Below are 23,663 nucleotides of genomic sequence, written 5' to 3'. Positions count from 1 at the left end.
CGTCCACCCGGACGGGCCGGCGCAGTCGGCTCTACACGTCGGTGGGCTGCGCCTGGGTGGGCTCGTCGAGCAGGTGGTCGCGGAGCGCGGCGAGCTGCTCGTCGGTCACCCCGGCGTGGCGCAGGTACGCCTCGACCGAGCCGTGCCCCGCGCGCAGCTCGTCCAGGAAGATCTGCATCGCCTCGGCGGGTGAGCTCAGGAACGGCGCCGGCACGTCCACGCCGCCCGGCGTGACGGAGGCCAGCCAGGCGCTGTACCGGGCCGACGCCACACTGCTCAACGCGTAGTCCGCTGTGATGTCCGCGTCGTCGACGCCGAGCACGGCGAGGGTCAGCGCGCACACGATGCCGGTGCGGTCCTTGCCGGCGACGCAGTGCACCACCACCGGGGCGTTGGCGGAGTCGGCGATCAGACCGACCGCCTCGGCCACCCCGGCGGTGCCGGTCTGGGCCAGGTCGGCGTACCGGTCCGCGAGGTAGCGGGCCAGGCTGGCACCCTCCTCGTGCGGCGTACCCGCCCAGTCGGCGTGCTCCGGGTGGATGTTCCGGTAGGTCAACCCCTGGTACTCCGGCACCCGGCCGTCGCGCTCCACCTCGGTGGGGCGGCGCAGGTCGATGACGGTGCGGATCCCGATCGCGGCGAACGCGTCCCCGTCCTGCTCGGTGAGGCGGTGCAGCGAGTCGGAGCGGTAGAGCCGGCCTCGGCGTACGGATCGGTCGTCGTGGCCGAGGTAGCCACCGACGTCGCGGAAGTTGAAGGTGGCGGGGAGCGGAATCTGTCGGCTGTCGTCGATGGCGTCCACGTTCACACGGTAACGGCCGGTGGGGCAGCGCCCCACCGGCCGTCGGGCCGAACAGTCACCGTGCGGTGCCGGGCGGGAGCGCGCCGTACGTCTCGTCGTAGTAGCCACCCAGCTGATCCCGGTAGCTCGGGTCGCTGTGGCTGGTCTCGTCGTACTCCGGGGCGGCCTTGATCTGGTCCCGGGTCCGGTCGACGGAGACGGTGCGCTGGTCGTGGTCGACCTGGTTGACGGTGCCGGCCGGCAACATCACCTTCTTGCCGAAGATCCAGTGCCCGGTGTCCACGACCAGGTAGCTGCCGCCCACCTCGTGACTGGCGCTGTCGATCTTGCCGATACCACCGTCGGTGGCCTCGACCTTGTAGCCGACCAGGTCGACGTCGGCCACGCCGGCCTGGTCCCGGTAGCGCCAGGGGTCGAACGTGCCGGCCGGCGCGCCGCCGGGCACCGTGCCCTGGTCGCCGCCGCGCAGCGGGTCCGGCCCGGCGTGGGTGGCGTGCGGATCGATCCTGTCCATGCCGTTCACTCCTGACTGTCACCGATCAACTCGTGTCTCCGCAGGAGCTACCCGGCCGTCGGGGGCCGGAAACGGCGACGGGCTCAGGCCAGTGCGGCCTCGGCGTCCAGGGTGACCGCTGCTGCATGCACAACGGCGGAGATCCGCAGGGCCTCGTGCAACTGCTCCCGGGTGAAGCCGCTGCCGCGCAGCTTCTTCTCGTGCAACTCCAGGCACACCCCACAGCCGGCGATGGCCGACACGGCGAAACACCAGAGCTCGAAGTCGCCCTTGTCCACCCCCGGCCTCGCGATGATCTGCATCCGCAGTCGGGCCGGCATCGAGGCGTACTGCTCGTCGCCGATCAGGTGCTTGGCCCGGTAGTAGACGTTGTTCATCGCCATGATCGCCGCAGCGCCCTTGGCCGCCTCGACACCTTCCGGCCCGAGGTGCCCGAGCGCCTCGGCCGCGATCTCCCGCAGCACCACCGGGTTGCGAGCGGTCACCGCGCAGGCCAGCGCGGTGCCCCAGGTCTGCGCCGGGGTCAACGCCGAGGAACCGATCGTGGAGCCCAGGTTGAGCCTGATGTCCTTGGCGTACTCCGGCAGGGCTGCCGCGATCGCGTCCAGGCCCACTGTCAGACTCCGGAGGCGGAGGTCTCGTCGGCGATCTCCGTCGGGCTGATGGAGGTGAATCCCATCGGCCCGACGAAGACCACACACCACGTGCCCTCGTGGGACGTGTGGCTGATCGTCCTGGACGCGTTGGTGGCGCCCAGCGATACGCAGGCGGCGAGTCCGTGCTCAGGTAAGCGGTCACTGACGGTGAGCACAGGTCCTCCTTGCAGACGGCACGGTGGCCATCATCGAAATCCGCTCCAGATGCTTCCGCATGGCTGTTCCCGGCGATGAGTGGCCTGGTGGCTTGTGAAGCCGATCACGAGCGGCAGTTCGGGGCGAGCGAACCCTCCGTCACCATCCCGCTATGTGGATTGTCCCTCCCATATTCGGGGGAGGGGTGGCAGAGTGACCATCGTGACCAGCACCGCCCTGATTATTGCGACCTAGCGCGCCGGCCCTCCCCTCTGCCGAGCGCGCAGACCTCCCGCATCCGCGGGAGGTCTTTTTGTTGCTCCGAGAAAGGATCCTGATGACGTTCCAGGTCTTCGACACCACGTTGCGCGACGGCGCTCAGCGCGAGGGGCTCACCTACTCGGTGGTCGACAAGCTGGCAGTGGCCCGGCTGCTCGACGAGTTCGGCGTCGGCTTCATCGAGGGCGGCTGGCCGGGCGCGGTGCCCAAGGACACCGAGTTCTTCCGCCGCGCCCGCACCGAGCTGGACCTGCGGCACGCCGTACTCGTCGCGTTCGGCGCCACCCGCAAGGCCGGTGTCGCGGTCGCGGACGACCCCCAGGTGCGCGCCCTGCTGGACGCGCAGACCCCGGCCGTGGCCCTGGTAGCCAAGGCCGACACCCGGCACGTCGAGCGCGCGCTGCGCACCACCGGCGCGGAGAACCTCGCGATGATCCACGACACCGTCAACCACCTCGTCCGCGAGGGTCGACGGGTCTTCGTCGACGGGGAACACTTCTTCGACGGCTACCGGCACGACCCCGCGTACGGCGCGGCAGTGGTGCAGACCGCGCTCGCCGCCGGCGCCGAGCGGATGGTGCTCTGCGACACCAACGGCGGCATGCTCCCGTCCCAGGTGAGCGCCGTGATCCACGACCTGACGAACAGGCTGGGGATCGACGCCGGGCTGCTCGGTATGCACGCCCAGAACGACACCGCCTGCGCGGTGGCCAACACGATCGCCGCCGTGGAGGCGGGCGTCCGCCACGTGCAGGGCACCGCCAACGGGTACGGCGAACGCCCGGGCAACGCCGACATCTTCGCTGTCGTCGCCAACCTCCAACTCAAGCTCGGCATGCCCGTCCTACCGGAGGGCTGCCTGGCGCAGATGGTGCGGGTCTCGCACGCCATCGCCGAGATCGCCAACATCGCCCCCGACACCCACCAGGCGTACGCCGGGGCCGCCGCCTTCGCCCACAAGGCGGGGTTGCACGCGAGCGCGATCAAGGTCGACCCGTTGCTCTACAACCACGTGGACCCGTCGGTGGTGGGCAACGACATGCGGATCCTGATCACCGAGATGGCCGGTCGGGCCAGCGTCGAGCTCAAGAGCCGCGAGCTCGGCCTGGACCTGGCCGGCAGCCCGGACGCCCTGACCCGGGTCACCAAGCGGGTCAAGGAGCTGGAGGCGGGTGGCTGGTCCTTCGAGGCGGCCGATGCCTCCTTCGAGCTGCTGGTCCGCTCCGAGCTGCCGGAGGGTAGCCCGGCCCGACCGTTCACCCTGGAGTCGTACCGGGTGTTGGTCGAGCACCGGGAGGACGGCGCTGTGGTCTCCGAGGCGACCGTCAAGATCCGGGTTCGTGGTGAGCGGGTGATCGCCACTGCCGAGGGCAACGGTCCGGTCAACGCCCTCGACGAGGCGCTGCGGGTGGGGCTGGCGCGGCACTATCCGCAGCTGCGCGACTTCGAGTTGGCCGACTACAAGGTGCGAATCCTGGAGGGCAGCCACGGCACCGGCGCGGTCACCCGGGTCCTGCTGGAAACCTCCGACGGCGGCGGCCGGGACTGGACCACTGTCGGCGTTCACCCCAACGTGGTCGAGGCCAGCTGGCACGCCCTGGTGGACGCCCTCACCTACGGCCTGGCCCCCGCCTCCGTCTGACCCGCTGCCTCCCCACCCCACCCCACCTCACACTCTCGCGATCTTGCACTTCGTGTCGACGGTCTGCGGCTTTTTGTCGCTGATGCCGGGACAGTAAGTGCAAGATCGACGAGGTGGGGTGGGTGGGTGGGATGGGTGATGGGTCAGGGAAGGGGGAGGGTGAGGGTGGCTTGGACGGGGCGGTGGTCGCTGCCGGGCAGGGTGAACACCTGCACCGAGCGGACCGCTATCCGACGGTCCACCAGGACGTGGTCGATGGTGACGGGTGGGATGAGGTCGCCGTCGTACGGACCCCAGGTGCCGGTCAGGCCCTCTCCGGTGGCGTCGGCGGCGTCGACGTAACCGCTGCGCAGCAGGGCCCGTAGTGGACTGTGGTCGAGGGTCGCGTTGAAGTCTCCGGCGAGGATTCGCAGGCCACCGTCCGGGGTGGCCGGTGGTTGCGCGGTCAGGTCGGCACGCCAGGCACCCACCTGGTCCAGCGCGTACGGTGCCGAGGGGTGGGCCGACTCGACGCGGACCGGGGGCCCGCCGGGGACGGACACCGTCGCGTACGCCTGGCTGAAGCCCCAACCGTCGAGGTTGCGTCGGACGCCGCCGTCGGTGATCGGCCACCGCGAGTAGAGCCCGGAGCCGGGGGTGCCGATCTCCGGGTTGAGCTGCCGGTGCGGCAGCAGCGTGGCCAGGCCGAGCTGATCCAGGGCGACCTGCGCGTCCGGGGTGAACTCCTGCACGGTGAGCACGTCCACCTGGTGTCGCCGGACCAGCTCCACCAGTGTCCGCGCGTCGCCGGCGCCGGCGAGCAGATTGGCGGTGAGCAGCCGCACGGTCGGCCCGGTCGCCGCCGGCTGCGGGTTGGCCAGCGCCCGAGGTGCGACGGTGCCGAGCAACGCCACCGCTGCCAGGGCCGCGAGCGCCGCCGGCCACCAGCGCCGCAGGGCGAGCGCGAGGGTCAGGACCAGCACGCTGACGCCCGCGACGTACGGCGTGAAGGCGAGCGCCTGCACCAGCGGCCCCCGGTCCAGGCCGAGCAGTCGGGCCGCCGCCCAGAGGGCGGTGGGTACGACGGCAAGCCAGCAGAGCACGGTGCCGAGCCGAGCGTTTCGGTGCGCGGGCGGAGCGTCGACGATCACGACGATGATCGTAGTCGGGCCCGACGAACCCATTTCATGAATAGTGATGCGCTCACATTTCACAATTATCTGACGGTTGGTTGACACCCCGGAAAAGCGAGATCAACTATTGACTGACGGCTTTTTACGGTGCTACGTTCCATCTGGCTTAAACGACGCAACTCTGAGTAGTAACCGCAGCTCAGAGGGGATAAAGATTGTTGGAAAATCAATCTCTTCGGGTGTGAGCGAGGCAGCTTTCCCCCGCCCAACTGTCGTCGAACGCCTATTTATGGGCAGTCATCCGTCCCGCCCCGCGGGTCGGCCGAATTCGCACGGTCACACAAGGGGGACCTGTCATGAGCACATCCTTCCGACGTAAGGTGGCGGCGGTCACGTTCGCTGTCCTGGGGCTCAGTCTCGCCGGCGGGGGCATCGCTATCGCCCAGCCGTCCGCGAAGGCGCCGCAGGAAACGGTCCAGCCGGCACGCGGCACGACCTCCCAGCCGCCGGTCAGCGCCGAGTCGGCGCGTATCGCGAAAGCCGCGCTGAAGGCGGGCGCGGCCACCCCACTGGTGGCCACCAACGTCTTCACCGTCGTCAACTCCAACGGCACCAAGGCACGCGGCGGCGGCACAGTGGTCAAGTACGGCGTCGGGGAGTACGAGGTGATCTTCGGTCACACCGTCTCGGCCGGTGCCTTCCTGGCCACCCTCTCCCTGTCCGGCTCCTGCTGCATTCCGCCGGGTGGCGAGGTCTCGGTCGCCCCGCGGCTGCTGACACCCAACGCGGTCTGGGTGCAGACCCGCAACTCCGCCGGGACGCCGGCCAACCTGGGCTTCACCCTGCTCACCCACACACCCTGACCGAACCGACACCCGGCCCCCGTCGCCTCCGGCGCGGGGGCCGGACCCTGTCCGCCCGGCGCGCCGGCCCTCCGGCCGCTACCTCAGCCGACCTGGCCGGATGATTCACTCGGCTTTCGGTAAGTCGGGGTGTCCCGAGGACGCGGACACCCCGACTTCGGTAAACCCGAGTGGATCAGCGCGGTCGACGGGAGCCGCCTCTGCGAGGCACCCACGAGGGCCATAGTCGACCGGTTCGTACCCGGTTGGCCACCCGATGGCCGGTCACCTGCCGGTTGGGCGCTCCTCGGCAGTCTCGCGACGGTCGTCACCCTTCCGCGCGGCTCATCCCCATTCCGGCCACTCCGGGCCGGTCCCTGCCGCACAATCCGACGTTTGCCGAGCGTGTGCCAGGGAAGCAAGCACCGTGACGGACATCTCGGACACCCTGGCCAGCATGCCCAGCCCGGTCGATCCGGAGCCGACCGGCATCGAGCTGGAACAGACCCTCTTCGAGGTCAAACGCGTGATCGTCGGGCAGGATCGCCTCGTCGAACGCCTGCTCACCGCCCTGGTCGCCAACGGACACTGCCTCCTGGAGGGGGTACCCGGCGTGGCCAAGACACTGGCCGCGCAGACCCTCGCGACAGTGGTCGGCGGCACCTTCTCCCGGATCCAGTTCACCCCGGACCTGGTGCCCTCCGACATCGTCGGCACCCGGATCTACCGGGCGTCCAAGGAGACCTTCGACATCGAGCTGGGCCCGATCATGGCCAACCTGGTGCTGGCCGACGAGATCAACCGGGCCCCGGCGAAGGTCCAGTCGGCGCTGCTGGAGGCGATGGCCGAACGGCAGGTCTCGATCGGCGGGCGCAGTTGGCCGGTCCCGGAGCCGTTCCTGGTGCTGGCCACCCAGAACCCGATCGAGTCCGAGGGGGTCTACCAGCTCCCGGAGGCGCAGCGTGACCGGTTCCTGATGAAGGTGGTGGTCGACTACCCCAGCGACGCCGACGAGCTGGCCATCCTCTACCGGATGAGCACCGACCGGCCGACCCCGCGCCAGGTGCTCGACGCGCAACGGCTGCGGGACCTTCAGCTCCACGCCGAGCGGGTCTTCGTCCACCACGCGTTGGCCGAGTACGTGGTGCGGCTGATCCTCGCCACCCGCGACCCGGGCCGGTTCGGGCTGCCGGAGATCGCCCCGCTGTTGGCGTACGGGGCCAGCCCCCGGGCCACCCTGGGCCTGGTCGCCGCCGCACGGGCACAGGCCCTGCTGCGGGGGCGGGAGTACGTGCTGCCCGAGGACATCCGCGAGCTTGCCGTCGACGTTCTCGCCCACCGGCTGGTGCTCTCCTTCGACGCGGTGGCCGACGGGGTGTCGGCCGAGAGCGTGGTGCGACGGCTCGTCGAGGCGGTGCCACCGCCCCGGCTGGCGACCGGACACCCGCAGCAGACACCGGATCTGGCGGCGGCATGAGACGCGCCGCCGTCGCGCCCGCCGACCCGGGCCTGGCCGAGCTGGCCCCGGACCAGCGCCTGCGCCGCCTGGAGCTGACCGTCACGCGCCGACTGAACGGCCTGCTGCACGGCCAGTACCGTGGTCTGCTGCCCGGTCCCGGCAGCGAACCGTCCGGCAGTCGCGAGTACCGGCCGGGCGAGGACGAGGTCCGCCGGATGGACTGGGCAGTGACCGCCCGGACCGCAGTGCCGCACGTCCGGCAGGTCGACGCCGACCGGGAACTGACCACCTGGCTGCTCGTCGACGGCACCGCCAGCATGGAGTTCGGCACCGCCGAGCTGGACAAACGGGAACTGGCGGTGGCCGCCGTCGCGGCGGTCGGCTTCCTGACCGCGGGCGTCGGCAACCGCCTCGGCGCCCAGGTGCTGCGCGCCGACGGGGTACGCCGCTTTCCGGCCCGCAGCGGGCGTACCCATCTGCTCTCCCTGCTCCGGACGCTGCTCGCCGCCCCCCGGGCCACCGCGCCCACCGACCGGCCGGGGCGTGGGCCGGCGACCCGACCGCCCGATCTGGCCGACGGCCTCGACGCGCTGCACCGCATCGCCAACCGGCGTGGGCTGGTCGTGGTGGTCTCCGACTTCCTCGACGGCCTGCCCGACGATCCCGGCCAGACAGCGCCCTGGGAGCGGACCCTGCGCCGGCTGGCCGTCCGGCACCAGGTGCTGGCGATCGAGGTGACCGACCCGCGTGAGCTGGAACTACCGGACGTCGGCCTGATCACGCTCGTCGACCCGGAGACCGGTCGGCACCGCGAGGTGTGCACATCGGACCGAGGGCTGCGCGAGCGGTACGCCGAGGCCGCCGCCGCCCAGCGCGAACAGGTCCACCAGGCGCTGCGCCGCAGCGGGGCCACCCATCTGCCGCTGCGCACCGACGGCGACTGGAGCGCGGACATCGTCCGGCACGTGCACGCCCAGCGTCGGCTGGCCGCCGCGCCGGTCGGCCGCCCCCGGGGAGGTGCCGCGTGATCTGGCAGTCGCCGCTGCGGCTCTGGCTGCTGCTCGGCGTGCTCGCCCTGGTCGTCGCGTACCTGGTGCTGCAGCGGCGACGCAGCCGGTACGCGGTCCGCTTCACCAACCTGCGGCTGCTGGACCGGGTGGCGCCGGAGCGGCCCGCCTGGCGCCGACACGTACCGGCCGGGCTCTTCCTGGCCATGCTGGCGCTGCTCGTGGTCGGCTTCGCCCGACCGAGCGCCGAGGTCCGGGTGCCCCGGGAACGGGCCACTGTGATGGTGGCGGTGGACGTCTCCACGTCGATGCTCGCCACCGACGTCGAACCGGACCGGTTGGGCGCGGCGAAGGAGGCCGCCCGGCGCTTCGTCGAGGGGCTGCCCGACGAGTTCAACGTGGGTCTCGTCGCGTTCGCCGGCAGCGCCGCCGTGCTGGTGCCCCCGGGCACCGACCGGGACGCCCTCGACGAGGGGATCGACCGGCTCGCCGAGGGCATCACCGGTGTCCAGGGCACCGCGATCGGCGAGGCCATCAACACCTCGCTCGGCGCGGTCAAGAGCCTGGACAGCGAGGCCGCGAAGGAGACACCACCCGCCCGGGTCATCCTGCTCTCCGACGGCGCCAACACGTCCGGGATGGACCCCATGGAAGCGGCCGCGGAAGCGGTGAAGGCGGAGGTGCCGGTGCACTCGATCTCGTTCGGCACCCCGTCCGGGTTCGTCGACCGAGGTGGACGGCCCATCCAGGTGCCGGTGGACGGGCAGACCCTCAAGGCGGTCGCCGAGGAGACCGGCGGCATGTTCCACGAGGCCAGCACCACCGACGAGCTGCGGGCCGTCTACGACGACATCGGCAGTTCGGTCGGCTACCGCACCGAGCGGCAGGACATCTCGGCCCGTTTCATCGGCCTCGGACTGGTGTTCGCGATGGGCGCCGCCGCCGGCTCGATGCGCTGGTTCTCCCGGCTGCCCTGACCGCCGCGCACAACCGACGTCGACAGTGAGGAGTACGCATGGCAGTGCAGACCGGACTGGGCGAACCGCGCGGTCCCTGGTTCATCTCACCGGAACTCGACCCGGACGGGCGCGGGTGGTGGGACGCGCCCGAGCGCGACCCGGGAGGGCGACGGCCTGGGCGGCTGCTCGCCGTGTTGGGAGTGGTGGCGGTCTCGGCCGTCTCCGGTGCTCTCGCCGGCGGCGTGGTGGCCAGCCGGGACGGGGTCGGGGGCCCGGCTGCGGCGTCCGCCGCCCCGGTGCCGGCCGAGCTGGTCACCGCGGCCGAGCGGACCGTACCCGGGGTGGTGTCGGTGCTGGCCGGCGGCGCGACCAGCGGGTCCGCGACCGGCTCCGGCTTCGCGGTGGACGACCAGCAGCACCTGATCACCAACGACCACATCCTGGCCAAGGGGGGTGGCGGGCCGGTGACCGTGGAGCTGCCCGACGGCCGCCGGTTCGCCGCCGAGGTGGTCGGACGGGAGCCGCGCAGCGACCTGGCGGTGCTGAAGGTGCCGGCATCTGCCGGTCTCACCCCGCTGCCCCTGGCCAAGCCGGGCGCGACCCGGGTCGGTGAGCCGGTGCTCGCGGTGGGTTCGCCGCTCGGTCTGGCCGGAACCGTCACCGCGGGCATCGTCAGCGCGCTCGACCGGCCGGTGCGGCTCGGCAACAACCGGCACACAGCGGTGCAGACCGATGCGTCCATCAACCCCGGCAACTCCGGTGGGCCACTGGTCAACGCGCGCGGGGAGGTGGTCGGGGTGAACACCGCCATCGCCACCATCGACGGAAACGGCTCGATCGGCATCGGGTTCGCCATCCCGATCGACCAGGTGCAGCAGACCGCCGACACGATCATCGGCAAGGGCGGCTGAGCTGCCCGAAAGCCCTGACGGGGGCCACCACTGTCAGATATCCGGCCGGACGGCATCGGACCATGGAAATATTACGCTGGGTATGGATACTGGCGGAGGTGGAGCGTCCTCTTCTCACGGTCCTCCTGCTGGTGGGCCTGGTCATCGGATGTGCAGTGGGGTCGGCGTACGCCCGGGCACGACGCGGGTGGAACGACTACCAGACCGTCAAGAAATCGGTGCCGGGCGCCCGCCGGGGCGCCTGGTCGCTGATCCGCGGCGTCGCCGTGAAGGCCGCGGTGATCGGGGTCCTTCTCTTCGGCGCTGTGGCGTACGCGGCCGTCGGCTCCGACGAGGAGACCGCCGGGCCGGCGCCCAGCCAGTCCCCGACGCAGAGTGAGCCTCCGCACCGATGACCCCCGGCGGCTCGTCGCGGGTTAGCCTCGGGGCGTGGACGACGGACTGCGGGTGACCGACCGGTGGGTCGTCCCCGCCGGGGAGCTACGGGAGCGCTTCTCCCGCTCGTCGGGGCCGGGCGGGCAGGGTGTGAATACCGCTGACTCCCGGGTCGAGCTGAGCTACGACGTGGCCAACTCGCCGGCCGTGCCCGAGTGGCTGCGGCCGCGGGCGCTGGCCCGGCTGGCCAACCGCCTCGTCGACGGGGTGCTGACGATCGCCGCCAGCGAGCACCGGGCCCAGTTGGCCAACCGGGAGGCGGCCCGGGCCCGGATGACCGCCCTCCTGCGGGAGGCCGCCGCGCCGCCACCGCCGACCCGCCGAGCGACTCGCCCGTCCCGTGGGGCCAAGGAACGCCGGCTGGCCGAGAAGAAACGCCAGTCCCAGCGCAAGCGGGACCGCCGCGCCGACGACGACTGATCCGAACAGCGACCAGACCGGGACGGCGTCTAGACCGGGACGGCGTCTAGACCGAGACGGCGACCAGCCTGGGACGGCGTCTAGGCCGGGACGGCGGCGAGCAGCCGGTCGCGCAGCACGGCGGCCCGCTCGGCGAACCCGCGCTGCGCCGCCGCGTACTCCGCCCGGCCGTCCGGAGTCTCCACGCGCACCGGCGGGTAGCCGAGCGCCGCCAGGTCGTACGGGCTGGCCCGCATGTCCAGCGTGCGAATGTCCCGGGCCAGGTCGAACGCGTCGGCCACCAGCTCCGAGGGAACCAACGGCGACAACTTGTACGCCCACTTGTACAGATCCATGTTGGCGTGCAGGCAGCCCGGCTGCTCGTGCGCGTGCTGCGTCTCCCGGGTGGGGGTGAGCAGGTTCAACGGGCGGGCCGGCGGGGTGAAGAACCGGAACGCGTCGAAGTGGCTGCACCGTACGCCCCGCTCCTCGACGACCTCGGCGGTGCGTTCCGCGCTGAGCCGCAGCGGCCAGGCGTTGTGCCGCAGCTCCTCCCGGGTCTGCCGGTAGACCATCGCCCACTCGTGCATCCCGAAGCAGCCGAAGTGCGCCGGACGTTCACGCGTCGCCTCCAGCAGGGAGCGGATCCAGGCGATCGACTCGCCGCGCCGGGCGCGTACCCCAGCGGTGTCGAGGGTGACCCCGGCGGTGCCGGCGCGGTAGTCGCGGCCGAACTCGGCCGGATCGGCGTCCCGCAGCTCGACCCCGGGCCCCGGATGCCAGCGCCGTAGCTGGGCCGGGCGGTGCGAGTAGTAGGTGAACAGGAAGTCGGCCACCGGATGCCGTTCACCGCGTCGTCGCCGGGCCAGGTGCGGGGTCAGCCAGACGTCCACCCGCTCCTCGTGGGCCCGTCGGCGGGCCTGCCACCGCGTCGCGTCGAGCACGGCAGGGGCGAGGGCGGCGGTCACGCACCCCAGGGTACGACCGCCGCCCGCACACCGGTCAGGGCATCTGCACCCGGACGCCGGCGGAGAACACCCCGCTGCGCAGCTCCAGCTGCTGGGGCGGGTCCCGCCCGTCGACGGTGAAGACCAGCGGGAGCACCATCCGGGTGCCCGCCGCCATCGGGTCGGCGAAGACGTCCCGACCCAGGTTCGCCGTCCGGGTGGCCGACTCGTCGGTGCTCACCCAGCGGCCGCCGGGCAGATACGCCCGTTGCAGCTCGCTGTGCCACGGCTGGTGGTCGCCCGTGACGTTGCGCACACCCACTGTTGCCTCGCAGCGTCGCCCGTTGGGCGGTGCGGCACCGCCGCCGTCGGCCTTCCCGGCGGTGCCGGGCGCGCCGCAGGTCATCCGGTACACGGTGAACTCGAACGCCGACTCGCGCAGCGGCACGCCCAGCGACCCGTTGACCCCGTTGCCCACCCACGCGCCGCTGGTGGGCTGCTTCTGTGTGTCGATCGCCGAGACCTGCCGGGTCGCCGTCCAACCCGCGGTGCCGACCACGCCGGCCAGCACCACGACGGCGGCGCCCACCAACATCCAGACCGGAGGGGTACGCCGACGCCGCACCGGACTCGGGGCCGCCGGGCGGGGATAGACAGTCCCGCGGCCACCCTCGGCGCCGCCGCCGGTGGACAGCGCGGCAGCCGTCACCCGGCGCCCGCGCCGACGTCGCCACACCCACACCAGGGCGGCGCTGATCAACAGCAGGACCGCCAGGCCGGCGAGCAGCACCGGATAGCGGCGCCACGGCGGCGCCTCGCTCACCTCGGCCGCCGGTGCCGCTGCCGCCTGCCAGGTGGCCGTGGCGCAGTCGTACGGCCGGCTGCCGTCACTGGTGAACGCGCAGGTAGGCGCGGTCAGTGGCCGGCCCGGCGCGGTCGCCGCGAGCGCGGTGCCCAGGGTGGTGGTGCTGTGCGCGGGCAGCCGCAACCGCCAGGTCACCTCGGTGGCCGATCCACCGGCCGGGGTGGACCGGCCACCACCGCTGATGGCGGTGGTCGACGAGCCGGGCGGCAGTTCCTGACGCACAGTGGTCTCCAGCGGCGAGTTGCTCACGTTGCGCACCTGGATCCGGTACCTCGGTGCCGGGCTGCTGTCCGTCGCGACCGCCACCGTGACCTGTTGCGGGGGCGCCGACGCCGGTGCCCGGGTCGGTGGTGCCATCGCCGGTGGCGCCGAGGGCGGGGTGGGCTCGGTCACCCGTGCGACCATCGCCACCGGCGGCCGGGTTCCCGCTGGTTCCGGTGTGGCGGCCGGTGGTGATGGCGCGGCCGCCGTTGGTTGTGGCGTGGCGGCCGGTGGTCGTGGCGCGGCCGCCGTTGGTTGTGGCGTGGCGGCCGGTGGTCGTGGCGCGGCCGCCGCCTCCGGGGCCGCCGTCGGCAGGGCCGGCACGGCGGCGAGGATGCCGAGGCAGTGCACGAACACTGCGAGGGCTCTGTGGTGTCGTGTCGATGCAGGCATACGAACGAACCTCCGGAGCCGACGCTAGGGGCGAGCCGCCTCCGTGGGGGTACGAAGTCGAGAAACCCGCCCCGGTCACCTCCAGCTCCGATAGGGTGCCGCGCGCTGACGGGTTGAGCACACCCGACGGCCCGTCCTGGCCGGTTGCGGCGTCGGCGGCGCTAGATTGGCCGGGTGCGTATCGCTCGTTTCGCCCATGCCAAGGGAATGTCGTTCGGTGCCGTCGAAGGCGAAGCGGAGGCCGGGCCGCAGGCCCTGACCATCGCCGAGATCGAGGGCCACCCGTTCGGCAATCTCTCCTTCAGTGGGGCCCGCTGGGCCCTTTCCGACGTCCGGCTGCTCTCGCCGATCCTGCCCAGCAAGGTCGTCTGTGTCGGCCGCAACTACGCCGACCACGCCGCCGAGCTCGGCAACGAGGTGCCCAAGGAGCCGCTGCTCTTCCTCAAGCCGTCCACCTCGGTGATCGGCCCCCGGGACGCCATCCGACTGCCGATCTTCTCCAAGCAGGTCGAGCACGAGGCGGAGCTGGCGGTCGTGATCGGGGCGCCGGGTGCGCGCCGCGCCGACCGCGCCGCCGCCGAGCGCGCCATCTTCGGCTACACCTGCGCCAACGATGTCACCGCTCGGGACCTCCAGCGTTCGGACGGGCAGTGGACCCGGGCCAAGGGCTTCGACTCGTTCTGCCCGATCGGCCCGTGGATCACCACCGGGCTGGACGTCTCCGACCTGGAGATCCGGTGTGAGGTGGGTCGCAACCCGGAGGAGATGGAGGTACGCCAACTCGGCCGGACGAAGGACATGGTCTTCGACGTGGCGGGCCTGGTGTCGTACATCTCGCACGTGATGACTCTGCTGCCCGGCGACGTCGTTCTCACCGGCACTCCGGCCGGGGTTAGCCCGCTTGTCGAGGGGGATACGGTCACCGTGCGGATCGACGGCATCGGCGAGCTCACCAACCCGGTGGTGCCCGTCGCCTGATCCGTCTGATGCCCCTGTTTCCGCAGCTCACGGGTGGTTCGGGGGGATCGGATTTGGCCTGTCGGCACCGGGAGGGTAAAGTTCACTCCCGGCGCCGCAAGGGGCCAATGGGGTATGGGGTAATTGGCAGCCCGACTGATTCTGGTTCAGTTAGTCTAGGTTCGAGTCCTGGTACCCCAGCGCTGCTGGAATTCGCGAGAATTTCCAGACGCTGGATTCTGACGGAGTTCGACTCCGCCCCTTCGGGGGCGGAGGGTGGTCTTCGGTAGAGTGCAGCTCCTCCACCGGTAAGGTGGGGGAGCAAAAGTTGTTCTGGCCCCGTCGTCTAGCGGCCCAGGACGCCGCCCTCTCAAGGCGGTAGCGCCGGTTCGAATCCGGTCGGGGCTACAGCGTGCACAGCCCGTCTCACCTCGTGAGGCGGGCTGTTTCGTGTCCCCCGCCGGGCCCGTTCCGGCCCCCCGTCGAGGCCTCGGGTGACGGTGCACCCCGCGCTCGTGCCCGGGTACGGTGCCGCTAGACTACATTCGCACCGCCCGCGAGGGTGGTGAACGGAAAAGTTCTGGCCCCGTCGTCTAGCGGCCCAGGACGCCGCCCTCTCAAGGCGGTAGCGCCGGTTCGAATCCGGTCGGGGCTACAACCAAAGGCTCATCTCGCCCAGCGAGATGAGCCTTTCTCGTTCCCCCACCACCCCACCGCTGCCCACCCTCCCCTCGCCTTGGTGATCAAGAGCTTTGCGTCACCGCCTGCGCGTGTCGTGACGCAAAGCTCTTGATCACCGGGAGCGGTCGGGGCGGGGGCAGGGGCAGGGGAGGGCGCGGGGTTAGAGGCCGGACAGGCGTTGGCCGGCTCTTACTACGGCCATGGCGTGGCGTTCGCCGGGGCGGCGGCCCAGGCGCTCGATCGGGCCGGAGATGCTGACCGAGGCGATGACCCGGCCGGTGCGGTCGCGGATCGGGGCGGAGACGCTCGCCACACCGGCCTCCCGCTCGGCGACGCTCTGCGCCCAGCCGCGACGGCGTACCTCGGCGAGGGTGCGGCCGGTGAACTTGCTGCGCGGCAGCAGCGGCATCACCGCCTCCGGCGGCTCCCAGGCGAGCAGGATCTGGGCCGCGGAGCCGGCGGTCATCGGCAGCACCGAGCCGACCGGAACGGTGTCCCGTAGACCGCTGGCGCGTTCCGCCGCCGCCACGCAGATCCGCTCGTCGGCGCGGCGCAGATAGAGCTGCGCGCTCTCGCCGGTGGCGTCGCGCAGCGCGGCCAGCAACGGCTCGGCTGCGGTCAGCAGAACGTCCGGTGCCGCGTTGGCGAGCTCGCCCAGGCGGGGGCCGGGCCGCCATCTGCCCTGGGTGTCACGCACCAGCATTCGGTGGATCTCCAGGGCCTGGGCCAGGCGATGTGCTGTGGCCCGGGGCAGCTTGGTGCGTTCGACGAGTTCGGCCAGGCTGGCGCCGTCCACGCAGGCGGCCAGGATGACCACCGCCTTGTCGAGAACGCCGACACCGCTCATACTGTGTCCCACAAGCCGAAACTTACCTCCCAGAATTTAGGATGTCCAGATGGTGGGAGTCACTCCTGAGCCGAGGACCCTGGCCGAGAAGGTCTGGGACGCGCACGTCGTACGGTCCGCCGCTGGTGAGCCGGACCTGCTCTTCATCGACCTGCACCTGCTGCACGAGGTGACCAGCCCGCAGGCCTTCGACGGGCTGCGGCTCGCCGGGCGCCGGGTGCGTCGTACCGACCTGACCCTCGCGACCGAGGACCACAACACCCCGACCGGGTACGCCGACCCGGCGTTCCGCCTCCGCCGTGGTGACCTGCTCACCATCGCGGACCCCACGTCGCGTACGCAGATCGAGACGTTGCGCCGCAACTGCGCCGAGTTCGGGGTGCGACTGCACCCGCTCGGCGACGACAACCAGGGCATCGTGCACGTGATCGGCCCGCAGCTCGGTCTCACCCAGCCGGGCCTGACGATCGTCTGTGGCGACTCGCACACCGCCACCCACGGCGCCTTCGGCGCGCTCGCCTTCGGCATCGGCACCAGCGAGGTGGAGCACGTGCTGGCCACCCAGACGCTGCCGCAGAGCCGGCCGAAGACGATGGCCGTGAACGTCACCGGCCGGCTCGCGCCCGGCGTGACCGCCAAGGACCTGGTGCTCGCGCTGATCACGCAGGTCGGCACCGGTGGAGGTCGGGGGCACATCGTCGAGTACCGCGGCGAGGCGATCCGCTCCCTCTCCATGGAGGGGCGGATGACCATCGCCAACATGTCCATCGAGTGGGGCGCCAAGGCCGGCATGATCGCGCCGGACGAGACCACCTTCGCCTACCTCAAGGGGCGGCCGAACGCGCCGCAGGGCGCGGACTGGGACGCGGCGGTGGCGTGGTGGCGGACGCTGCCCACCGACGAGGGCGCGCGCTTCGACGCCGAGGTGACCCTGGACGCCAGCCGAATCACCCCGTTCGTCACCTGGGGCACCAACCCCGGGCAGGGTGCGCCGCTGAGCGCCCCGGTGCCGGACCCTGAGGACTTCACCACCGACTCGGAGCGCACCGCCGCCCGCCGGGCCCTGGAGTACATGGACCTGCGCCCCGGCACCCCGCTGCGGGAGCTGCCCATCGACGTGGTCTTCGTGGGGTCCTGCACCAACGGCCGACTGGAGGACCTACGGGCCGCCGCCGACGTGCTGCGTGGCCACCGGGTCGCCGACGGCGTCCGGATGCTCGTGGTGCCCGGCTCCGCCGCGGTGCGCGAGGCCGCCGAGGCCGAGGGTCTGGACAAGGTCTTCGCCGACGCCGGGGCCGAGTGGCGGTTCGCCGGCTGCTCCATGTGTCTGGGGATGAACCCCGACACGCTGAAGCCGGGCGAGCGCTCCGCCTCCACCTCGAACCGCAACTTCGAGGGCCGTCAGGGCCGGGGCGGGCGTACCCACCTGGTCTCCCCGCCGGTGGCCGCCGCCACCGCAGTGGTCGGCCGGCTGGCCGCCCCCGCCGACCTGTAGAAGGGACCGACGAGATGGACAAGTTCACCACCCACACCGGCACCGCCGTGCCGCTGCGCCGGTCCAACGTGGACACCGATCAGATCATCCCCGCCGTGTACCTCAAGCGGGTGACCCGGACGGGCTTCGCCGACGGGCTGTTCAGCGCCTGGCGGGAAGATCCGGCATTCGTGCTCAACGATGAAAACTATTCTGGGGCGTCGATCCTCATCGCCGGCCCGGAGTTCGGCACCGGCTCCTCCCGGGAGCACGCCGTCTGGGCGCTGCGGGACTGGGGCTTCCGTGCCGTGGTGGCCCCGCGCTTCGGTGACATCTTCCGTGGCAACGCCCTCAAGGAAGGTCTGTTGCCGGTCGAGTTGGAATTGAAAGCCGTCGAAGAGTTGTGGGACCTGATCGAGGCGGATCCCACCACTGCGGTGACCGTCGACCTGACCGCCCGCCAGCTCCGGGCGGGGGACGCTAGCTGGTCGTTCCCACTGGACGACTTCAGCCGTTGGCGCCTCCTGGAAGGCCTCGACGACATTGGACTCACCCTCCGCCACGCCGCCGACATCGACTCCTACGAGGCGCGCCGACTGCCGTTCCTGCCCTCCGTCGCATAGCCGTTAGGCCGCTCGCACAGCGGATTTCACCCCCATCGGGCCATCCGGTGGGGGTGAATCCGTTACGACACAAGGGCTTTTTTCTACCGAATGTTTGTGTCCCGACAGCACAGGGCATACCGTGCGCGCAGAATGGCTCGCAACGAGTCAGTTGCACAATCGGGAGGAAGTCGTGAACAAGGCCGAGCTCATCGAGGCGCTCGCCGTTCGCCTGGGGGACCGGAAGATGGCGACGGCCGCGCTCGACGCGGTCCTCACCGAGGTCCAGGCGGCGGTCACCAAGGGCGAGAAGGTGGCGATCACCGGATTCGGAGCATTCGAAAAGCGTGTGCGTGGCGCGCGAACAGCGCGCAACCCGCGTACCGGCGAGGCGGTGAAGGTCAAGAAGACGTCAGTCCCGACCTTCCGCCCCGGCGCCGGGTTCAAGGAGATGGTGGCCAGCGGCAAGGTGCCGAAGGCCACGGTGGCGACGAAGAAGACCGCCACCAGCACCGCCACGGCCAAGGCGGCGGGCACTAAGGCGACCGGCACCAAGGCGGCCACCGCCAAGGCGGCGGGCACCAAGGCGACCACGGCGAAGGCGGCCAGCAAGAAGACCGCCCCGGCCAAGGCGAGCAAGACCGCCACGGCGACCAAGACGGCCGCCAGCAAGAAGACCGCCCCGGCCAAGGCGAGCAAGACCACCACGGCGACCAAGACGGCCGCCAGCAAGAAGACCACCGCGGCGAAGAAGACCACCGCCGCGACCCGGTCGACCGCGGCGAAGAAGACCACCGCGGCGGCGAGCAAGAGCACGGCGGCCAAGAAGGCGCCGGCGAAGAAGGCTCCGGCCAAGAAAGCGGCCAGCAAGCGCTGACCGACAGGTACCGCGAGGGCGTCCACCAGTGGGTGGGCGCCCTTTCGGCGTACCGGGACGGCTTTTCGGCGTACGGGGACCGTTGACCGTGTTGGCGCGCTCGCGCAGAATCGCCGTGCCGGCCACCCCTGGGCCGGCCCGTCGACGGGAAATGGGGCGCCGGTGCGCTACCGCCAGCTCACCACCGGCACGCTCGCGCTGGGCGTGCTCCTCCTCATCGACGTGCTGCGGGTCTGGCTGCCCGGCATCATCACCATCTTCGGTCAGGCGGCGTCCACCCCGGCCGAGCTGATGGGGGCGTTCGCCCTCGGCTGGTTCGTGCTCGCGATGGGCGCGCCCGCCGTGGTCCGCCGAGTCGGAGCCCGCCCGGTCACTGTCGTCGCCGCCGTCGCGCTCGCCGCCGCCCGGCTGGCGCTCACCGCCGCTCCCGGCGGACGTACGCAGCTCTGGTTGGCCACCGCCGGGTTGCTCGCCGGGCTGGTCTGGCTGGTCGGCGTCGCCGCCGACACCGACCGCCCGGTCCCGGGACTGGCGTTGGGGTTCGCTGTCAACGCGGCAGTGCACGCGGTGCTGGACACCGTCGACCTGGTCTGGCGGGGTGACTGGGTGGGCTGGCTGCTCAGCGCCGTCGCGGTGGCGGTGTTCCTGGCCGGCACGGCCCAACCCGGCCGGCGCGGCGGCGCAGATGACGCCCTCGCTGGCCCCGCTGACGCCCCTGACGGCCCCGCTGACGCCTCTGCCGGCCCTGGTGGTGGCCGAGCCTGGCTGCTGGCCGGGCCGGCGCTGCTGCTGGCCGGAATGGTGGCGCTCTCCCCGGCGCTGGCCCGGACCGGGATGTCGTACCTGGTCGCCGGGGACGGGGTGGCTCGTTCGCCGCTGTTCGGCCTGGCGCCGGTGCCGGTGGCGGTCGCCGGGTTCCTGTGCGCCGCGTTGACCCGGCCGCCCCGTGGGTGGGGCCGGGCGTACGGCCCGGTGGCGCTGCTCGGCGGCGCTGTGCTGTTCGCCCTCGACCGGGGCGACCTGCTCCTGCCGGCCGTCCTCCTCGCCGCTGTCGGCCTCGGCGCCTGCCTCGCACTGACCGACGACGCCAGCCAGCCTGCCAGCGACACTGCGAGCGGCGGCACCGCGAGCGGCGGCACCGCGAGCGGCGGCACCGCGAGCGGCGGCACCGCGAGCGCCGGCACCAGCGCCTCCCGGCGGGGGTACGCGGTCGCCGCCGGGATGCTCGTCTTCGCGCTCGGGGCGGTCGGCTACTACTCGGCCTACGACCTCGGCTACCCCAACGCGGCGGTGCCGGTGGTGGTGGCCGTGCTGATCGCCGCCGTGGCGTTCACCGCCCGCCCCGTCGTCCACCGGCTACCCGGGCCGTTTCCGCCGCTCCGGGCCGCCGCCACGGTCACCGCGCTGGCCCTGCTGGCACCGGTGCTCGCCGACGAGGTGCCGGTGGCCAGCAACCGGGACGGCCCACCGGAACGGTTGACGGTGGTGGCGTACAACATCCGGATGGGGTTCGGGCTGGACGGCCGGTTCGACCTGACCGGCCTCGCCCAGGTAGTCGACAGGCAACGGCCCGACGTGGTGCTGCTCAGCGAGGTGGACCGGGCGTGGCTGCTCAACGGCGGGCACGACACCCTGGACCTGCTGTCAGACCGGCTCGCCATGCCGTACGTCTTCGGGCCGGCCGCCGACCCGGTCTGGGGCGACGCGGTGCTCAGCCGTTGGCCGGTGCGCGATCCGCGGACCCTGCCGCTGGCCGCCGTCGGCGCGCCCACCGGGGCGCAGGCCCTCGCCGTCACGCTGGACCTCGGCGACGGTGTCCGTACCGCAGTGGTCAGCACCCACCTGCAACCGCCGCCCGGCACGGGCCCGGTGGTCCAGGCCCGCGCGGTCGCCGACTTCGCCACCCGGTACGCGGCCGGTCGGCCGTTGGTGGTGGCGGGTGACCTGAACACCGAGCCGGGCGACGAGGCGTTCGCGGAGTTCACCAGGGCCGGCCTGGTCGACGCGTTGGCCGCCGCCCGACCACTGGCGACCAGCCCGGCGGACGACCCGCGCCAGCAGATCGACCACATCTTCGTCTCGCCCGGCCTGACCCCCGGCGACCCGGTCGCGCCGCGCAGCACCGCCAGCGACCACCTGCCGGTCGCGGTGACGGTGACCCTGCCACCCCGCTGACCAAGCCGGTCCGGTGCGATCGGGGGCCCTACAGGCGATCGGCGGCGAGCAGCCGGTCGGCGGCGAAGGCGAGCAGCCAGCCGCCGCCCTTCGGGGTGGTGAAGTCCTCATCGGTGCGGCCGGTCAGCCGCTCCAGGGCGCCCGGCAGGACCTTGCCCTGGCTGCACACCGCCGACTGCCCACCGGCGTCGGCCAGCTCCAGCAGTCGGGCGGCGGTGGCCAGGATCCGCTCGTCGCTCTGCTGGCCGGGTTGTGGCTCGTCCAGGTCTCCGCAGACCTCGATCGGCAGGTCGAGCAACGCGGCGGCCGGATCGAGTGTCTGCACGCACCGTCGCGGCGACGCCGACACCAGTCGGGCCGGTCGGATCAGGGCGATCAGCCCGGCCAGCGTGCTCGCCTGGGCCCACCCCTCGGCGTCCAGGGGCCGCCCGACGTCCGGGCCGGACCAGGTGGCCCGCTTACCGGCGTGCGCGTGCCGGACCAGCGCGACGGTCGCCGTGACCGACGGCAGTGCGGCGAACGCCGCCAACACCTCGGCGTCGTGCGGATAGCTGACCAACCGGATCGCGTCGTCCACAGCGAGCCAGCGGATGTCGTCCACCTCGGTGTCCGGTTGGAAACCGCCGCTGGCCACCGCGAGCATCGACCAGTAGTCGACCAGCTTGGGTTGCCCCTCGCTGCGGTACCGCACCGACGGCAGCCGCACCTGCGGCACGCCCCGCACGTCGGCCTCCTCGGCCACCTCACGGACCGCCGCGGCCAACGCGTGCTCGCCCGGCTCCAGCTTGCCCTTCGGCAGCGTCCAGTCGCCGTAGCGGGGGCGGTGCACCACGCAGACGCGTACGCCGTCGTCGGTCGGCCGCCAGGCCACCCCGCCAGCCGCCCGAATGCCCGTCACGGCAGCCAACTGGTGCGCCGTCGCCGGGTGGCCCGGTGCCAGGCAGCCGGGAGGAGACCCCGCATCCGGCGTACCGACAGGCGTTCCCGCTCGGCCAGCCGCCCGGCGGTGACCGCCAGCTCGTGGTCGTCCGGTCGCTCGGTGGCGATCTCCAACCAGGTGTCCGCCGCCACCGCCGCGTCCTGGTGCTCGCCGAGCACGTCCTGCACCTGGGCGAGTGCGCGGGACAGCCGCCGTGCGCCCTTGCCGACCGTCGGGGCCACCGCGTTGACCGCGTACCGGGTCTGCTTGGCCTCCTTGCGGACGGCGTGCCAGTGGTCGTCCGGCGACTGTGGGTCGAGCCCGCCGACGCCGTCGGGCCCGGACAACCGCCGCCAGGGGCGGGCCACCAACGCGGGTAGCGCCTGCTCGGCGGGCGCTGCCGCCCGGCGGGTGAACCGGGGCGCGCTGGCGGCCAGCACCAGGGAGTCCACCAGGGCCAGGTAGCGCGCGGAGCGCAGCATCTCGTCGATGGCGGTGAGCGCCTGCCGCTGCCGTTCGGCGAGCACCTGGTCGAGCCGGTCCACAGCGCCCTGGTCGAGCGGGCTCAGCGGATCGGCGTCGGCGGTACGGCGCAGCCGCGCGCGCAGCACCTCGGCGTCACGGGCCGCGCCGAGCACGTCGGCCAACCAGCGCAGTTCGGTGCGCAGTGGGCGGGACCAGGTCTTTCGCAGCAACGGTTTGAAGGTGCGCAGATCACTGCGCAGGCGTCGGCAGGCCACCCGCATCTGATGCACTGCGGTGTCGCCACCGGCGGCCGGGGCGCGCAACCGGACCAGCGGGTCGTGCGCCAACAGCCGGCGGATCTCCTTGCGTAGCGCCTCGGTCACCACGTCACCGGCGCTCGGCTCGGCGGTCAGCCCGGCCGGCGCGACCAGGTCCGGATCGGCCTGCGCCGTCGCGCCCAGCGCCCGTACGTGCTTCGGCGTGAACGACCCGCCCTGGGCGCCAGCCTCGCGCAGCACCCCGCCGACCCGGTCGAGCAGCTTCCGGTCGCCGGCCTTCAGCTCCACCTCCACCTCGCGGAACGTGTCGGTGGTACCGCCGGAGTCGTCGAGCACTGTCACCCGGTCGTCCACCACCTCGGCGAGCACGGTGCCGGCCCGGTCACACACCTCGTACGCGTGCCGCACCGTCCGCACCACCGTCACCGGGGCCAGCGGCGCCCCCCGATGCAGGACGGTGACCAACTCCACCAGCTCGGAAGGCGGCTGCCCCTTCGGCCCGGGACGGGAGATTTCGTGCCGGACGCCCGGCGTCCCGGTCGGAAGTTTCACCGTCCAGGGCAGCTCGTCACCCCGGCGGTGGCGCAGCGAGGCACCGGCCCGGGCCAGCCGCAGGTCGACGGTGTCGAGGTAGCGGGCGACCAGCGTCACCGGTGGCAGAGCCCGGACCCGACCGCCGGCCGGGGCCGTGCCGGTCAGGTCCGGCAGCACGTAGGCGTCGTCCACCTCGTACTTCTGCTCCTCCTCGACCATCAGCTCAGCCTATGCGC

23 protein-coding genes and 3 tRNA genes are annotated in these 23,663 nt (G+C 72.2%); 16 read left to right on the top strand and 10 right to left on the bottom strand.

Annotation, left to right across the window (positions count from 1 at the left end; translation table 11 throughout):
• Positions 1–31: 31 nt before the first annotated feature.
• The 4 genes from OG598_RS20365 to OG598_RS20350 all read right to left on the bottom strand — a co-directional run bounded on the left by OG598_RS20365 (position 32) and on the right by OG598_RS20350 (position 2,127).
• Complete coding sequence (locus OG598_RS20365; protein WP_328655387.1) at positions 32–838, bottom strand: tyrosine-protein phosphatase; 807 nt, start codon at positions 836–838, stop codon at positions 32–34.
• Between the two features lie 19 nt (positions 839–857).
• Positions 858–1,316 (bottom strand): PRC-barrel domain containing protein, encoded by a 459-nt coding sequence (locus tag OG598_RS20360; protein ID WP_328650612.1) that lies wholly within the window; start codon positions 1,314–1,316, stop codon positions 858–860.
• A gap of 83 nt (positions 1,317–1,399) precedes the next feature.
• The gene (locus OG598_RS20355; protein WP_328650611.1) at positions 1,400–1,930 is read right to left on the bottom strand and encodes a carboxymuconolactone decarboxylase family protein; all 531 of its coding nucleotides are present in this window, start codon (positions 1,928–1,930) and stop codon (positions 1,400–1,402) included.
• A gap of 2 nt (positions 1,931–1,932) precedes the next feature.
• Complete coding sequence (locus tag OG598_RS20350; RefSeq protein WP_328650610.1) at positions 1,933–2,127, bottom strand: hypothetical protein; 195 nt, start codon at positions 2,125–2,127, stop codon at positions 1,933–1,935.
• 317 nt (positions 2,128–2,444) lie between these two features.
• Here OG598_RS20350 and cimA point away from each other — a divergent pair, with 317 nt between their 5' ends.
• Entirely contained in the window at positions 2,445–4,028 is a 1,584-nt protein-coding gene (gene cimA / locus OG598_RS20345) for a citramalate synthase (protein ID WP_328650609.1), read from the top strand.
• A gap of 143 nt (positions 4,029–4,171) precedes the next feature.
• On the opposite strand, the gene OG598_RS20340 is transcribed toward cimA, so the two are convergent.
• Positions 4,172–5,155 carry an endonuclease/exonuclease/phosphatase family protein gene (locus OG598_RS20340; protein ID WP_442931521.1) on the bottom strand — a complete coding sequence of 328 codons (984 nt, stop codon included), beginning with the start codon at positions 5,153–5,155 and terminating at the stop codon, positions 4,172–4,174.
• A gap of 341 nt (positions 5,156–5,496) precedes the next feature.
• Between OG598_RS20340 and OG598_RS20335 the strand changes: the two genes are divergently transcribed.
• From OG598_RS20335 to arfB, 7 genes are all read left to right on the top strand, one after another.
• Positions 5,497–6,003, top strand: a complete 507-nt coding sequence (locus OG598_RS20335; protein ID WP_328650608.1) for a hypothetical protein — start codon at positions 5,497–5,499, stop codon at positions 6,001–6,003.
• Positions 6,004–6,409: 406 nt separating this feature from the next.
• On the top strand, positions 6,410–7,459 hold the full coding sequence (locus tag OG598_RS20330; protein ID WP_328650607.1) for an AAA family ATPase: 1,050 nt from the start codon (positions 6,410–6,412) through the stop codon (positions 7,457–7,459).
• Positions 7,456–8,469 (top strand): DUF58 domain-containing protein, encoded by a 1,014-nt coding sequence (locus OG598_RS20325; protein WP_328650606.1) that lies wholly within the window; start codon positions 7,456–7,458, stop codon positions 8,467–8,469. The genes OG598_RS20330 and OG598_RS20325 overlap by 4 nt, the downstream gene beginning before the upstream one ends.
• Positions 8,466–9,425, top strand: coding sequence for a VWA domain-containing protein (locus OG598_RS20320; protein ID WP_328650605.1), 960 nt, complete (start codon positions 8,466–8,468; stop codon positions 9,423–9,425). Before OG598_RS20325 ends, OG598_RS20320 begins: the two co-directional genes overlap by 4 nt.
• A 38-nt stretch (positions 9,426–9,463) precedes the next feature.
• Complete coding sequence (locus OG598_RS20315; protein WP_328650604.1) at positions 9,464–10,318, top strand: S1C family serine protease; 855 nt, start codon at positions 9,464–9,466, stop codon at positions 10,316–10,318.
• Between the two features lie 98 nt (positions 10,319–10,416).
• Entirely contained in the window at positions 10,417–10,713 is a 297-nt protein-coding gene (locus OG598_RS20310; RefSeq protein WP_238659950.1) for a hypothetical protein, read from the top strand.
• A gap of 34 nt (positions 10,714–10,747) precedes the next feature.
• Positions 10,748–11,173 carry an alternative ribosome rescue aminoacyl-tRNA hydrolase ArfB gene (arfB, locus tag OG598_RS20305; RefSeq protein ID WP_210786405.1) on the top strand — a complete coding sequence of 142 codons (426 nt, stop codon included), beginning with the start codon at positions 10,748–10,750 and terminating at the stop codon, positions 11,171–11,173.
• Between the two features lie 80 nt (positions 11,174–11,253).
• Here arfB and OG598_RS20300 read toward each other — a convergent pair whose 3' ends face one another.
• Entirely contained in the window at positions 11,254–12,120 is an 867-nt protein-coding gene (locus OG598_RS20300) for a 3-methyladenine DNA glycosylase (protein WP_328650603.1), read from the bottom strand.
• A 34-nt stretch (positions 12,121–12,154) separates the two neighbouring features.
• On the bottom strand, positions 12,155–13,618 hold the full coding sequence (locus OG598_RS20295) for a hypothetical protein (RefSeq protein WP_328650602.1): 1,464 nt from the start codon (positions 13,616–13,618) through the stop codon (positions 12,155–12,157).
• Positions 13,619–13,792: 174 nt separating this feature from the next.
• Between OG598_RS20295 and OG598_RS20290 the strand changes: the two genes are divergently transcribed.
• The 4 genes from OG598_RS20290 (at position 13,793) to OG598_RS20275 (ending at position 15,230) form a co-directional block, all read left to right on the top strand.
• The gene (locus OG598_RS20290; protein ID WP_328650601.1) at positions 13,793–14,596 is read left to right on the top strand and encodes a fumarylacetoacetate hydrolase family protein; all 804 of its coding nucleotides are present in this window, start codon (positions 13,793–13,795) and stop codon (positions 14,594–14,596) included.
• 108 nt (positions 14,597–14,704) lie between these two features.
• Positions 14,705–14,776, top strand: a tRNA-Gln gene (locus tag OG598_RS20285).
• Between the two features lie 134 nt (positions 14,777–14,910).
• Positions 14,911–14,983: transfer RNA gene (locus OG598_RS20280), tRNA-Glu, on the top strand.
• Between the two features lie 174 nt (positions 14,984–15,157).
• Positions 15,158–15,230: transfer RNA gene (locus tag OG598_RS20275), tRNA-Glu, on the top strand.
• A 186-nt stretch (positions 15,231–15,416) separates the two neighbouring features.
• Here the strand turns inward: OG598_RS20275 and OG598_RS20270 are convergent.
• Positions 15,417–16,103, bottom strand: a complete 687-nt coding sequence (locus OG598_RS20270; RefSeq protein ID WP_007456408.1) for an IclR family transcriptional regulator — start codon at positions 16,101–16,103, stop codon at positions 15,417–15,419.
• 49 nt (positions 16,104–16,152) lie between these two features.
• Between OG598_RS20270 and leuC the strand changes: the two genes are divergently transcribed.
• The 4 genes from leuC (at position 16,153) to OG598_RS20250 (ending at position 21,231) form a co-directional block, all read left to right on the top strand.
• Positions 16,153–17,598, top strand: a complete 1,446-nt coding sequence (gene leuC / locus OG598_RS20265) for a 3-isopropylmalate dehydratase large subunit (protein ID WP_328650600.1) — start codon at positions 16,153–16,155, stop codon at positions 17,596–17,598.
• A 14-nt stretch (positions 17,599–17,612) separates the two neighbouring features.
• Positions 17,613–18,200: a 3-isopropylmalate dehydratase small subunit gene (leuD, locus tag OG598_RS20260; protein ID WP_145786804.1), complete on the top strand. Its 588-nt coding sequence runs from the start codon at positions 17,613–17,615 to the stop codon at positions 18,198–18,200.
• A 172-nt stretch (positions 18,201–18,372) separates the two neighbouring features.
• Positions 18,373–19,056: an HU family DNA-binding protein gene (locus OG598_RS20255; protein WP_328650599.1), complete on the top strand. Its 684-nt coding sequence runs from the start codon at positions 18,373–18,375 to the stop codon at positions 19,054–19,056.
• Positions 19,057–19,218: 162 nt separating this feature from the next.
• A complete protein-coding gene (locus tag OG598_RS20250) occupies positions 19,219–21,231 on the top strand; it encodes an endonuclease/exonuclease/phosphatase family protein (protein ID WP_328650598.1) in 2,013 nt (670 codons plus the stop codon).
• Positions 21,232–21,259: 28 nt separating this feature from the next.
• Here the strand turns inward: OG598_RS20250 and OG598_RS20245 are convergent, their stop codons facing one another.
• Positions 21,260–22,138 (bottom strand): NUDIX hydrolase, encoded by an 879-nt coding sequence (locus tag OG598_RS20245; protein ID WP_328650597.1) that lies wholly within the window; start codon positions 22,136–22,138, stop codon positions 21,260–21,262.
• Positions 22,126–23,646, bottom strand: coding sequence for a CYTH and CHAD domain-containing protein (locus tag OG598_RS20240; protein ID WP_328650596.1), 1,521 nt, complete (start codon positions 23,644–23,646; stop codon positions 22,126–22,128). The genes OG598_RS20245 and OG598_RS20240 overlap by 13 nt, the downstream gene beginning before the upstream one ends.
• Positions 23,647–23,663: the final 17 nt, after the last annotated feature.

It is taken from the genome of Micromonospora sp. NBC_00330 (assembly GCF_036136635.1).
GTDB classification, from domain to species: Bacteria; Actinomycetota; Actinomycetes; order Mycobacteriales; family Micromonosporaceae; genus Micromonospora; species Micromonospora salmantinae.
Note: the sequence above shows the minus strand (reverse complement) of the source record. Positions and strands in the feature narration are given on the sequence as shown.

Bases quoted from the DNA above. Each gene is read 5' to 3' on its own strand.
- OG598_RS20360 (WP_328650612.1), bottom strand. From the start codon at position 1,316: ATGGACAGGATCGATCCGCACGCCACCCACGCCGGGCCGGACCCGCTG.
- cimA (WP_328650609.1), top strand. From the start codon at position 2,445: ATGACGTTCCAGGTCTTCGACACCACGTTGCGCGACGGCGCTCAGCGC.
- OG598_RS20335 (WP_328650608.1), top strand. From the start codon at position 5,497: ATGAGCACATCCTTCCGACGTAAGGTGGCGGCGGTCACGTTCGCTGTC.
- OG598_RS20325 (WP_328650606.1), top strand. From the start codon at position 7,456: ATGAGACGCGCCGCCGTCGCGCCCGCCGACCCGGGCCTGGCCGAGCTG.
- OG598_RS20315 (WP_328650604.1), top strand. From the start codon at position 9,464: ATGGCAGTGCAGACCGGACTGGGCGAACCGCGCGGTCCCTGGTTCATC.
- OG598_RS20295 (WP_328650602.1), bottom strand. From the start codon at position 13,618: ATGCCTGCATCGACACGACACCACAGAGCCCTCGCAGTGTTCGTGCAC.
- OG598_RS20270 (WP_007456408.1), bottom strand. From the start codon at position 16,103: ATGAGCGGTGTCGGCGTTCTCGACAAGGCGGTGGTCATCCTGGCCGCC.
- leuC (WP_328650600.1), top strand. From the start codon at position 16,153: ATGGTGGGAGTCACTCCTGAGCCGAGGACCCTGGCCGAGAAGGTCTGG.
- leuD (WP_145786804.1), top strand. From the start codon at position 17,613: ATGGACAAGTTCACCACCCACACCGGCACCGCCGTGCCGCTGCGCCGG.
- OG598_RS20240 (WP_328650596.1), bottom strand. From the start codon at position 23,646: ATGGTCGAGGAGGAGCAGAAGTACGAGGTGGACGACGCCTACGTGCTG.